At 61.3% G+C, this 12,774-nt stretch carries 9 protein-coding genes and 1 riboswitch; of the genes, 7 read left to right on the top strand and 2 right to left on the bottom strand.

What is annotated here, in order from left to right; genetic code table 11:
- Nucleotides 1-12: 12 nt before the first annotated feature.
- Nucleotides 13-2,061, bottom strand: coding sequence for a site-specific recombinase (locus DFR38_RS03210; protein WP_110312981.1), 2,049 nt, complete (start codon nt 2,059-2,061; stop codon nt 13-15).
- Nucleotides 2,062-2,270: 209 nt separating this feature from the next.
- The gene (gene nhaR / locus DFR38_RS03205) at nt 2,271-3,164 is read right to left on the bottom strand and encodes a transcriptional activator NhaR (RefSeq protein ID WP_059286379.1); all 894 of its coding nucleotides are present in this window, start codon (nt 3,162-3,164) and stop codon (nt 2,271-2,273) included.
- A gap of 141 nt (nt 3,165-3,305) precedes the next feature.
- Here nhaR and htpX point away from each other — a divergent pair, with 141 nt between their 5' ends.
- The 7 genes from htpX to DFR38_RS03170 all read left to right on the top strand — a co-directional run bounded on the left by htpX (nt 3,306) and on the right by DFR38_RS03170 (nt 12,695).
- Complete coding sequence (gene htpX, locus DFR38_RS03200; protein ID WP_110312980.1) at nt 3,306-4,187, top strand: protease HtpX; 882 nt, start codon at nt 3,306-3,308, stop codon at nt 4,185-4,187.
- A gap of 110 nt (nt 4,188-4,297) precedes the next feature.
- A complete protein-coding gene (locus tag DFR38_RS03195) occupies nt 4,298-5,293 on the top strand; it encodes a TerC family protein (RefSeq protein WP_059286383.1) in 996 nt (331 codons plus the stop codon).
- 99 nt (nt 5,294-5,392) lie between these two features.
- A riboswitch (Fluoride riboswitch) is annotated at nt 5,393-5,493 on the top strand.
- Between the two features lie 77 nt (nt 5,494-5,570).
- Nucleotides 5,571-6,854, top strand: a complete 1,284-nt coding sequence (locus DFR38_RS03190; RefSeq protein WP_059286378.1) for a voltage-gated chloride channel family protein — start codon at nt 5,571-5,573, stop codon at nt 6,852-6,854.
- Nucleotides 6,855-7,014: 160 nt separating this feature from the next.
- Entirely contained in the window at nt 7,015-8,439 is a 1,425-nt protein-coding gene (gene aldA / locus DFR38_RS03185) for an aldehyde dehydrogenase (protein WP_059286377.1), read from the top strand.
- A 109-nt stretch (nt 8,440-8,548) separates the two neighbouring features.
- Entirely contained in the window at nt 8,549-9,832 is a 1,284-nt protein-coding gene (locus DFR38_RS03180) for an MFS transporter (RefSeq protein ID WP_204377492.1), read from the top strand.
- Nucleotides 9,832-11,079: a mandelate racemase/muconate lactonizing enzyme family protein gene (locus DFR38_RS03175; protein WP_110312979.1), complete on the top strand. Its 1,248-nt coding sequence runs from the start codon at nt 9,832-9,834 to the stop codon at nt 11,077-11,079. Before DFR38_RS03180 ends, DFR38_RS03175 begins: the two co-directional genes overlap by 1 nt.
- A complete protein-coding gene (locus DFR38_RS03170) occupies nt 11,076-12,695 on the top strand; it encodes a GMC family oxidoreductase (RefSeq protein WP_059286376.1) in 1,620 nt (539 codons plus the stop codon). Before DFR38_RS03175 ends, DFR38_RS03170 begins: the two co-directional genes overlap by 4 nt.
- Nucleotides 12,696-12,774 lie beyond the last annotated feature (79 nt).

Raw genomic sequence — 12,774 nt, 5'->3', positions numbered from 1 at the left:
CTTGTGGGCTGCTCAGGAACCGGCCGGCTTGTCCCCGGCGGCCTCGTCCGTCGCCGGGCGCGGCGCAGCGGGCGGGATGAAGAACTGCAGCGGCTGGCGGATAAAGCGTTTGAGCAACAGCGGCAGCAGCGGCAGCACCTGGCGGCCGCTCAGCTTGCGCGAACGCAGCGCCACCCACAAGGCCATGCTGAAGCTGACCGCCAGATTGGTGAAGCCGATCAGCGCCACGCCGCCGCAGTACAGGGCAATCATCCCCAAGGGCAGCTGGAAGTCCAGCGCCACCAGACCGAATGCCAGATTGGCGGCGGAGAAGGTGATGTGACGGATGTCCAGTGGCAGGCCGAGAATGATGCCGATGGTGCCGGTCAGCCCGAGGAACAGGCCGAAATAGAAGTTGCCGGCCAGTGCCCCCAGATTGTGTTCGACATAATGTCCCAGCTTCCAGGCGCGATGCTTGCCCAGCAGCTTGTTCAACAGCGGATGGGCGGCCAGGCGTTCCGGGATGCGCCGGTAGATGGCCTTGTTGTCGTAATAGCCGGCAATCAGCCCGGACAGGAATAGATAGACCCCGGCAATGGCGGCATGCAGCAGGGCCAGGCTGCCCAGCGGGTCCAGATCGTGCAGCAGGTGTTGCGCCTTGGCGGTGCCAACCACCGGCTGGCCGAACACTGCCTGCCAGCCCAGGGCGATGAGGGCGGCGGTGGGAATGGCCAGCAGCACATTGCCCAGGATGGCGACAAACTGCGTGCGCATCACCTTGACCACCAGCTCGGCCAGCTCATCCAGCGGCACCTTGCTGCCGCTTTTTTCCTGCTGGTGCAGGGCGGCGGCAATGCGGGCGGCGGTCATCGCCGGCTGTTTGGTGGCAATGGTGAAATGCAGCAATTGCACGATGATGAAGCCGATGGCGTAGTTGAGGCCATAGGACAGCCCTTCCCACAGCAGTGGCAGGTGGGCCTGGGCCAGCAGCAGCTTGATCAGCGCCATCACCCCCACGATCAGCCCGGCACCCATGGCCGCCCTGGCCATGCCCGCCCATTCCCGGCGCGATTCGGCAATATAGTGTTCGCCGTGGCGGCCGGCATGCTCGGTTACCTGCAGTGCCAGCAGCTCGGTATTGGACTTGAATACATCGCTGACGCTGTATTTGCGGTTTTCGGCGCGGGCGAAATCCTGAATCAGATGAAACAGTGCCGGGTTGTGTCCCGGATCGTGGCCCGGCTCCAGCAGCGCCAGCAGGGCGCGCAGGCGGTGCAGGCTTTGCAGCAGGCGCAGGGCCTGATAGGTGAGGTTGACCGAGATGCCGTTGCGCGAGGCATTCTTGCGGATTTTCCCCAGTATTTCCTCGCACTGATCCAGCAGCACCAGCACATGCTTGTCGTCTTCTGCCTGCGGCGTGTCATCGGCCAGCGCCCGGCGATAGCTGTCGGCATAGCTGAGCACGGCGGCGTTCAGGTGCAGGAAGGGCGATTCGAAGCGCTCGATTTCCGGATACACCCGCACCAGCTCCGGTTCCAGACCGATGGCAGTGACGCGGGCCGACAGGATCTGTACCGCCTCCACCATTTGCAGGCGGGTCTGTACCCAGCCGGCGCGGTCGGCTTCTTCCTGCCAGGCCATGGCCTGCCATAGCTGCTGCCAGGTTTCATCCGGGATGCCAGCCAGCCAGATGTGGTCCTGCTTCCAGCGGAAGAGGCGGCCGAAGCGGTCCTGCAGCGAATCTTCGCGAATGGGCATGGGCAGCAGCCGTTCACCCACCCGCTTGGACAGCGTGGAGAAAAAGCCGGTATTGGCCAGAATGCCCGATTCGGTATACAGCGGTATCTGCCGGGTCTGGGTCAGCAGTTCCAGCAGGGCAGTGCGCAGTGCCTGGCGATATGCCGGGTGGTGCTCCAGCAGCCAGGCCAGCGCACGCAGATTCATCACCGCCTGTTCATGATCGGTGGCACTGGACGGGCGCAGGCTGCGCACCAGGTCGGCCAGTGCGGCAGCACCGCTGCACTCGCCTGCGCTCAGGCTTTGAAAGATGGCATCGAGAGTCGGATTGGGCAAATTGGTCATTCAGTCAGATAGTGTCAGGCCAGTGTATGCCGGCTGCGGGCAGCCGGCTTGTCATGCAGTATGGATAATTCGCCGGCAGAACAACAGTAGTCATCGCCGTTTTTGGCAGCGAGCGGCGTAAGCAGTCAAATCAGACCATGCTGATATACTGCTGGTTCAGTTTCCCAGGGAAAAATCGCACAGCAGAACCGTACTTTTCCGCCTGGCGATTATTCCGACACGGCAGGCTGAATGATCGCCTGTACCGCCGTATGCTGCAATTTGCGGCGGTTGGCAATGGCGTAATACTGCTCTTCCACGCCGGTCACCGGGCCGAGCAGGCTTAGCTTGCCGCTGCCGGTGATATCGCTGGCGGCAAAGGCCGGCGCCGGGAACAGGCCGGCACCCTGTTCGCCAAAGGTATGCAGCAGTGCGCCATCCTTGAATTCCCCGACGATGTCCGGGCGAATGCCACGTTCGTCCAGCCAGTGTTCCAGCTGGCCGCGCAGCACATTGTCGCGGCTGGGCAGCAATAGCGGTGCCCGCTGCAGGCTGTGCGGAAATCCCGGCTGGTAGCGCTCGGCCAGTGCCGGCGTGGCGAAAATCATCACCGGGCAGCGGGCGAGCAAATAGGATTGCAGCGTCTGCTGTGCCGCTGCCGGTGCCGGGCGGTCGGCCAGCACCAGGTCCAGGCTGTGGCTGCTCAGCTCGTGCAGCAACTGGTCGAACGCCCCCTCGGTGCAATGCAGCCTGACGCGCTGTGGCAAGGCCAGCGCGGGTTGCAGCAGGCGGTAGGCAATGCTCTTGGGCAGCACATCGCTGATGCCGCTGCTCAGCCGCAGGGTGTGGTCCAGTTGCTCGTCGGCCAGCATTTCCTGCAATTCTTCCCCCAGCTGGAAAATCCGGTCGGCATAGCCCAGGGCCATGCGGCCGGCTTCGGTCAGCACCAGGCCACGGCCCTGCTGGGTAAACAAGGCGCGGCCGATATGTTGTTCCAGCCGCGAGATCTGGCCGCTGACGGTCTGTGCCGTCATGCCCAGCTGCCGTGCCGCCGCCGTGACACTGCCGGCACGGGCCACCGCCCAGAAATAGTGCAGATGCTTGTAATTGAGATCGCTGAGCATGATTATTCGAAAAAATCTGATGAATATTACTAGTTTATTTGATTTTTTCGTCGGCTGGAAAGCTCTATCATGCAGCATCTGCTTCATGCGGGCCGGCACTCAGCGCCGGCCTGTCATTCACCACTACTGAGAGGACTGATCATGAAACGCGTGATCTTGCTGATCGCCACCAATATCGCGGTGATGCTGGTGCTGAGCATCGCCGCCCAGTTGCTGGGCATCAACCGTTTTATCACCGCTGGCGGCCTGAACATGGGCAGCCTGCTGGCCTTTGCCGGACTGATGGGTTTCGGCGGTGCCTTCATTTCGCTATGGATGTCCAAGATCATGGCCAAGTGGAGTACCGGTGCCCGCGTCATCGAGCAGCCGAGTAACGAAACCGAACGCTGGCTGCTGTTTACCGTGCGCAAGCTGGCCGACCGCGCCGGCCTGCCCATGCCGGAAGTCGCCGTGTATGAAGGCGAGCCCAATGCCTTTGCCACCGGTGCCAGCAAGTCCAGTTCGCTGGTGGCGGTGTCCACCGGCCTGCTGTCCTCGATGACCGAGCAGGAAGTCGAAGCGGTACTGGCGCATGAAATCGCCCATATCCAGAACGGTGACATGGTGACGCTGACGCTGATCCAGGGTGTGGTCAACACCTTCGTGTTCTTCCTGGCGCGCGTGGTGGGCTATCTGGTGGATAACCTGTTGCGCCGCAACGACGAGGAGTCGTCCAGCGGCACCGGCATTGGCTACTTCATCACCGTGATCGTGTGTGAAATCGTGTTTGGCATTCTGGCATCCTTTATCGTGATGTATTTCTCGCGTCAGCGTGAATACCGTGCCGATGCCGGTGCGGCCAGGCTGCTGGGCAGCCCGCAGCCGATGATTGCCGCGCTGCACCGCCTGGGTGGCGTGCATGCCGGCGAGCTGCCGCAGAACATGGCGGCCTCCGGCATCGCCGGTGGCGCCGGCCTGATGGGGCTGCTGTCCAGCCACCCTTCGCTGGAGTCGCGCATCGCCGCGCTGCAAGCTGTGCGCTAAGCCGCCGTATCGCCTGAGTACATGACGATGAGCAGGCTGGTCCTGCTCATCGCCGTTTTACCCCGCGGCCGGCTTCGGTGCAGGCTGCGTTATCGTGAAAGAACAAGATGATGGAATGGTTGAATATGTTGTTTGCCGGCACACCGCTCTGGATGTGGCTGATGTTCATGGCCATCGTGGCGGCCTTGCTGCTGTTTGACCTGGGCGTGCTCAACAAGGACGACCACGAGATTGGCGTCAAGGAAAGCCTCAAGCTGTCGGCGTTTTACATCGCCATGGGCCTGGCTTTTGGCGGCTGGGTATGGTGGTATCGCGGCGGCGATGCCGGCATGCAGTACCTTACCGGCTATCTGGTGGAAAAATCGCTGTCGATGGACAACATCTTCGTGATGTCGCTGATCTTCAGCGGCATGGCGGTGCCACGGCTGTACCAGCACCGGGTGCTGTTCTGGGGCATTCTGGGGGTGATCGTGCTGCGTGCCATCATGATCGGCCTGGGCGCGGTGCTGGTGGCCGAGTTCAAGTGGGTGCTGGTGCTGTTCGGGCTGTTCCTGCTGCTGACCGGCATCAAGATGCTGCTGGGCAAGGAGGAGGGCCATCCCTCGCTGGATGACAACAAGCTCTATCAGTGGCTGCGCCGCCACCTGCGCTTCACGCCCACCCTGCATGGCCATCATTTCCTGGTGCGTGGTGAACAGCACGGTCTGTCCCGTGGCTGGTGGGCCACGCCGCTGCTGCTGACGCTGATCCTGGTGGAAAGCGCCGACCTGGTGTTTGCGGTGGACAGCATTCCGGCAATTTTCGCCATCACCCAGGATCCTTTCCTGGTCTACACCTCGAACATCTTTGCCATCCTCGGCCTGCGTGCGCTGTACTTTGCCCTGTCGGCCATGGTGCACCGCTTCGAATACCTCAAGTATTCGCTGGCCATCGTGCTGGTGTTCATCGGGGTGAAAGTGGGGCTGGTGTATCTCAACGACATCCAGCTGGTGCAGTTCCACATTCCCACCGGCGTGTCACTGGTGGTGACACTGGGCCTGCTGGTCAGCGGCGTGCTGTATTCGCTGTATAAGACCCGTGACGAGAAAGGCGACACCCTGGGCTGACCAGGCGCGGATGCAGTGCCTTGTGCCAAGCCGGATGGCTCCTGGGGAGCCATCCGGCTTTTTGCTTGTCTCGCTCGGGCTTTGCCGCTAGCATGGCTGTTCTTTGTGGGAGATGGCATGCCTCCCGCTTGTCCTGCCGCACGACCTGACGCGGCGGTGGCAGCAAACCGCCCGTCCGGGCTGATGATGCCTGCATGATTCCCGGTATTGGGGATGCTGCAGGCTTGCGCGCGTCAGTACCGGGTGGTGACCCTGTTTTGCTATTCAGAAGAACGCCATGTCTGCCATTTCCCGCTGTGAAACCCTTGCCATGCTGCCGCGCATGGCCAAATTACTGCTGCTGTCCTGTGTTGTCGCCTTGCTGGCGGGCACGGCCTCGGCCTTTTTCCTGCACAGCCTGGTGTGGGCTACCGCCATGCGTGACAGCCACCGCTATTTGCTGTGCTTGTTGCCGCTGGCCGGCTTTGTGGTTGGCTGGGTCTATCTGCGCTATGGCAGCCGGGTGGAAGCGGGCAACAACCTGCTGATCGACGAAATCCACGACCCCACCCGTATCGTTCCCCTGCGCATGGTGCCGCTGGTGCTGTGGGGCACGGTGATGTCGCATCTGTTTGGCGCCTCGGTCGGGCGCGAAGGCACCGCCGTGCAGATGGGCGGGGCGCTGGCCGACCAGATCACCCATGTGCTGCGACTGGGCAATGCCGACCGGCGCATCCTGCTGATGTGTGGCATCGCTGCCGGTTTCGCTTCGGTATTCGGCACGCCGCTGGCCGGTGCGGTGTTTGCGCTGGAAGTGCTGGCCATAGGCCGCATGCGCTACGACGCGCTGTTTCCCTGCCTGCTGGCGGCCATCGTGGCCGACCAGGTGGGCCTGGCCTGGGGCGTGCAGCATACCCACTATGCCATTCAATTCATTCCGGCCATCAGTGGCTGGACGCTGCTGGCCACGCTGGCGGCCGGGGCGCTGTTTGGCCTGGTCGGCAAGCTGTTTGCCGACAGCACCCATGCCTTGGCCGCAGTTATCAAGCAACTGCTGAAGTACCCGCCGCTGCGCCCCTTGCTGGGCGGTGTGTTGCTGCTGGCCATTGTCTGGCCGACAGGGGCGGATCGTTTTGTCGGCCTGGGTATCCCGGTGATCGTCGAGGCCTTCCAGCAGCCGCTGCCGCCCTATGATTTTGCCGCCAAGCTGGGCCTGACCGTGCTGTCGCTGGCCAGTGGTTTCAAGGGCGGCGAAGTGACCCCGCTGTTTTTCATCGGTGCCACGCTGGGCAATGCCTTGTCACCGCTGTTGCAGCTGCCGTTTTCCCTGCTGGCCGGACTGGGCTTTGTCGCCGTGTTTGCCGGCGCGGCCAATACGCCGCTGGCCTCCACCTTCATGGCCATGGAGCTGTTTGGTAGCGAGGTGGGTATTTACGCCGCACTGGCTTGCGTGGCCAGCTATTATTTTTCCGGCCATAGCGGTATTTACCGTTCGCAACGCATTGCCCACGGCAAACACCGCCCCTTTCCACGCGGGCTGAAGCTGAGCGAGCTGGCCGCCTGGCGGCAGCGCGACCAGTGAGTTGAGGGCCTGTTTACGGCCTCTCGCCAGTCAATCTGCCTGTTCAAATAGGCAGGAAATTTCACTGGTAAAATAAATTATTCATATCTGAAATTATTTTGACCGCGCGGTCGGTGGCTGGTTTGATAGGGCTAATACTCTAATCGAGGGGTTTGGCCTGATGCGCACTTACCAGAATTTCATCAACAACTGCTTTATCACGCCGGACAGTGATGCCGGTTTCATTGTGCTGGATCCTGCCACCGGCCAGGCGCAAGCCAAGGTGTCGGCAGCCACCCCTGCCGAAGCACGACATGCGGTGGATGCCGCGGCGGCAGCGCAAAAAGCCTGGGCCGCCTTGCCGGCCTGTGAGCGTGGCCAGTACCTGCACAAACTGGCTGAGGCATTGCAGGCGCGTTCGCCGCAGATCGGCGCTGCGCTGGCTGCCGAGTCTGGCAAGAGCCTGAGCGATGCCACGGCCGAAGCTGGCTATGCGGCTGAAATCACCCGCTTTCACGCCGAGTGGGCCAGGCGTATCGAAGGGGAGGTCATTCCCAGTGACACCCCGCAGGAAAACCTGCTGCTGCTGCGCGAAGCCATTGGGGTGGTGGCATGCCTCATTCCCTTCAACTTTCCCGTCTACACCTTGCTGCGCAAGATTGCGCCAGCACTGATCACCGGCAATACCGTGGTGGTGCGTCCCAGCAACAACACACCGTGCTCGGCCTTTGAAATTGCCCAGGCGGTGCTGGATGCCGGCCTGCCTGCCGGGGTGGTGAATATCCTGACCATGAGCCATGTGGTGGCGGAAACGGTGTGCACGCATCCCAAGGTGGGCATGATCACCCTGACCGGCAGCGTGGGGGCCGGGCGCAAGGTGCTGGAGTATTCCCAGGTGAATATCGCCAAGTCATCGCTGGAACTGGGTGGCAAGACGCCGGCCATCATCGAGGCCGATGCCAATCTGCTGCAGGCGGCCAATGACATCGTCGGCTCGGCTCTCAGCCATTGCGGGCAGCTGTGTACCTCGGTCGAGCGCGTGTATGTGCAGGAGGAGGTGTATGAAGATTTTGTCCGCCTGCTCAAACAGCGTTTTGCTGTCCGCCAGTATGGCAACCGTGCCGATAATCCCAACTATATGGGCCCGCTGGTCAATGCCACGGCACGGCTGAACATCCACCAGATGGTGGCGCGTGCGGTGGATGACGGGGCCACGCTGGAAACCGGTGGGTTCATTCCGGAAGGCCCTGGTTATTTTTACCCGCCCACCTTGCTCACCGGCTGTCGTCAGGACATGGAAATCGTGCAGGAAGAAATTTTCGGCCCTGTGCTGTGTGTCCTGAAATACCGCAGTGCCGACGAAGCCTTGCAATTGGCCAATGACCACCAGTTTGGCCTGGCCTCGGTGCTGTACACCGAAAACTACCGGACCGCCATGCGTTTTGCCAACCACATCGAAGCCGGCGAGCTCTATGTCAACCGCACCCCCGCGGATCCTTACCAGGGCTACCACGCCGGCTGGAAACGCTCCGGGCTGGGGGGCGACGACGGCAAGCACGGCATGCTGGAGTTCACCCAGACGCGGCTGGTCGTCCTGAAGTACTGAGCTTACTCCCGGTCATTCAGCCGGCATCACAACAAGTCTGCACACGACAGGATGGCCAAGCGATAAGGCCGGATAAAAGTCCTGCGGTGCAGCAGGAGACACCATCAAGATGAATCATGCTGACTCTTTGGCGACAGCAGCGCCGCTGCATGCCCGCAATCGTCTGCGCTATTTCCAGTTTGGCTTGCTGCTGCTGGCCGCAGGTGCCATCTATCCCTTGCTATACCTGCGGCAAAACTTCGAAACCACCATCCTGCAAAGCTTCCGCATCAGCAGCAGCGATCTGGGGGTGTTCTATTCCATGCTGGGCGTGGTGTATGCCCTCAGTTATTTGCCCAGTGGCTGGCTGGCCGACCGTTTTCCTCCGCGCTTGCTGATTGCCTTCTCCTTGTCTGTGGTTGGCGGTCTGGGCTTGTGGTTTGCCACTTTCCCACCGTATCAGTCTTTGGAGTTCATCTTTGTCGGCTGGGGGCTGGCGGCGGGGCTTACCTTCTGGGCGGCCCTGCTCAAGGGGGTGAAGATGCTGGCCGCGGCCAATGAGCAGGGGCGTTTCTTTGGCATTCTGGATGGTGGTCGTGGCCTGGTCGAAGCGGTGCTGGCCTCCATTGCGCTGGCCATCTTTGCCTTTCATGTCGAGCAGGGAGAAGACGCCAGGCTGGCACTGCGGCAGGTGATTTATCTGTATTCCTTTACCTGCCTGGGCATTGCCGTACTGATTCTGCTATTCCTGGACAAGGGCGTGGCCGAGCGCGACAGCAAGGCTGAACGCCAGAACACGGTGCTGGCCGACTTGCGGCTGTTGCTGTCCATACCGCAAGTCTGGCTGCTGGCCTTGATCATCTTCTGCGGTTACCAGCTGTTCTGGGCCACCTATTCCTTTTCGGCCTATTTGCAGCAGGGCTATGGCATGAGCGCAGTGGCTGCCGGCTTCATTACCGTCACCAAATTGTGGATGCGTCCCATCGGCGGGATCGGTGGCGGTTTTCTCGGCGACCGTTTTTCCAAGGAAGGTGTGCTGGGGCTGAGCATGCTGTTTTCCTCGCTCAGCCTGTTTGGCCTGATCTTTTTTCCGGGCAGTGCCGGTCTTTATTTCCTGCTGGCACTGGTGCTGCTGCTCGGCGTGCTGACCTATGCCATCCGCGGTTTGTACTGGTCCTTGCTGGATGCCTGCCGGGTGCCGCTGTCGGTGACCGGCCTGGCCATCGGCCTGATTTCGGTGATCGGTTATTTGCCGGATATTTTCCTGCCCATGATCAATGCGGCGTTTGCCGCACATTATCCCGGCATCGATAGCACCCGTTTCTATTTTGCTTATATCGCCTGCTGCGGCTTGCTGGGCACGGTTGCAGTGTTTTACTTCAAACATCTGAATAAACAACGGGAGTCTGTGTGATGAAGATCATCTCCATGGAAACACATGTCGTCGCGGTTCCTCCGCCACATGTTGGCGGTATGTACTGGATTTTTGTCACGCTGAAAACCGATTGCGGTATCGAGGGCGTGGGCGAAGTGTATGCCGCCACCTTCCATCCCAAGGTGATGGTGCCGGCCATCAGCGATGTGTTCGAGCGCTATCTGCTGAACCATGATCCGCATCAGGTGGAGCGCTTCTTCCGCGAGTGTTATTCCAGCGGTTTCACCCAGCGCCCGGACCTGAGCATGATGGGCATTGCCAGCGGGCTGGAAATGGCCTGCTGGGACATCATCGGCAAGGCGGCCAATCAGCCGGTCTACCAGCTGATTGGCGGCAAGGTGAATGAGCGGCTGCGCTCCTACACTTATCTTTATCCCAGGAATGCCCATGGTCAGTACGACTATGACGACCCTGATCTGGCCGCGGAATGCGCCGCGCAATACATGCAGCAAGGTTTTACCGCGCTGAAGTTCGACCCGGCCGGGCCTTATAGCGTGTATTCCGGCCATCATCTGTCGCTGGAGGTGATGGACCAGTGTGAGCTGTTCTGCCGCAGGATCCGCGAGGCGGTCGGCAGCAAGTGCGATCTGTTGTTTGGTACCCATGGCCAGATGACGCCGGCCTCGGCCATCCGCCTGGCGAAACGGCTGGAGCAATACGACCCGCTGTGGTTTGAGGAACCAGTCCCCCCCGGCCAGGCCGATGCCATGGCGCAAGTGGCCAGCAAGACCAGCATCCCGATTGCCACCGGCGAGCGGCTGACCACCAAGTATGAATTCCTGGAACTGCTGCAAAAGGGCGCGGCCTCCATCTTGCAGATGAATCTGGGACGGGTGGGCGGCATTCTGGAAGCCAAGAAAATTGCCGGCATGGCCGAAGGCTATTACGCCCAGATTGCGCCGCATCTGTATAACGGGCCGGTCGGTGCCGCTGCCAGCATTCAACTGGCGACCGCCACGCCCAATTTCCTGATCCAGGAAAGCATCATGACCTGGGATGGTTTCCATTCCCAGGTGCTCAAGCAGCCTATCCGCTGGGAGGAAGGCTTCATCATCCCGCCGACCGAACCTGGCCTTGGCGTGGAGCTGAACATGGAGGTGGTCAAGGCGCATTCGCCTTATCAGGGTGAACGCCTGCACCTGCTGATGGACCCCAAGCCGTTTGATGTGCGGACGCAGTCATCCGCTGCCTGGAAGAACCGCTGGAATACGGATAAAAGCCTATGAGCCAGCAATACGATTTCATCATCGTGGGCGCGGGTTCTGCCGGATGCATCCTGGCCAGCCGCCTGAGCGAGTCCGGCCAGCATCGCGTGTTGTTGCTGGAGGCCGGCGGCAAGGATGATTCCTTCTGGTTCCGCCTGCCGGTGGGCTATGTCAAAAACTATTACAACCCGCAAACCAACTGGATGTATTACACCGAGCCGGAGGCCGAGCTGGCCGGGCGCAAACTGTACGCACCGCGTGGCAAGGTGCTGGGTGGTTCCGGTGCCATCAATGCCATGATCTATGTGCGCGGGCAGCCGGCCGATTTCGATGACTGGGAGGCCGCAGGCAATCCGGGCTGGGGCTACCGCGATGTGCTGCCTTACTTCAAGCAGCTGGAAAACCATCCGGCTGGCGATACGCCCTGGCATGGCAGCAAGGGGCTGATCGGCATCACCCCGATGCGCGAGCAGGCGCATCCCATCTGCCAGAATTATCTGGAAGCCTGCCAACAGCTGGGTTTGCCGCTTAACGACGACTTCAATGCCGCCCGGTTTGAAGGCGCGGGCATTTACGAGGCCAATATCCAGCATGGCGAACGCGCATCCAGTGGCGCGGCCTATCTGCATCCGGCCATGAGCCGGCCTAATCTCACGGTCGAGACCCACTGTCAGGCCGAAGCCATCCTGTTTGACGAGACGGGCCGTGCCAATGGCGTTGCGGTCCGGCAAAACGGCGTGGCACGCCAGTTTTTTGCCAGTAAAGAGGTCATTGTGGCTGCCGGTGCGGTGGATTCACCCAAGCTGCTGCAATTGTCCGGCATCGGTGATGCCGCCTTGCTGCAAGGGCTGGGCATTCCCCTGCGCCAGCACCTGCCGGCGGTGGGGCAGAATCTGCAAGACCATCTGTGCGTGTCCTTTTACTACCGTGCCAATTGCAAGACGCTGAATGATGAGCTGGGCAGTCTGTGGGGGCAGGGGCTGGCGGCCTTGCGCTATGCCTTTACCCGCAAAGGGCCGCTGGCCTTGAGCGTGAATCAGGCCGGGGGCTTTTTCCGCGGCAGTGAACAGGAGGAGCGGCCGAATCTGCAACTGTATTTCAATCCGCTGTCCTACAGCATTCCCAAGGACGCCAAGGCGGCGCTCAAGCCCGAACCCTATTCCGGCTTTCTGGTGTGCTTCAACCCCTGCCGCCCCAGCAGCCGGGGCGCGGTTGCCATCAGCAGCCGCGATCCCGGGGTCGCGGCCAGCATCCGTCCCAATTATCTGTCCACCGACAAGGACCGCCGCGAGGCGGTGCAGGGCAGCCGTTTCATCCGCCGCCTGATGCAGGCCGAGGCCTTGCGCCGCATCACGGTGGAAGAAGTGTCGCCAGCCAGCCGGGTGGCGGACGATGACAGCATGTTGCGCTTCTTCCGCGAGGAGTCCGGTTCCATCTATCATCTGTGCGGCAGCTGTGCCATGGGCCCCGATCCGGCCAGCGCGGTGGTCTCGCACCGGCTGCAAGTGCATGGGGTGGCCGGGCTGCGGGTGGTGGATGCTTCCATCTTTCCCAACATCACCTCCGGCAATACCAATGCGCCGGTGATGATGGTGGCGGAAAAGGCGGCGGCCATGATTTTGCAAGACTGGCGCTGAGCCGCCTAGCCGCCACCATTGTTATCAACCAGGCCCTGCGCTGGCTGCCTGAGCCGACAGCACAGGGCTTTGTCACAGG

The sequence above is a fragment of the Aquitalea magnusonii genome, assembly GCF_003202035.1.
GTDB lineage: Bacteria > Pseudomonadota > Gammaproteobacteria > Burkholderiales > Chromobacteriaceae > Aquitalea > Aquitalea magnusonii.
Note: the sequence above shows the minus strand (reverse complement) of the source record. Positions and strands in the feature narration are given on the sequence as shown.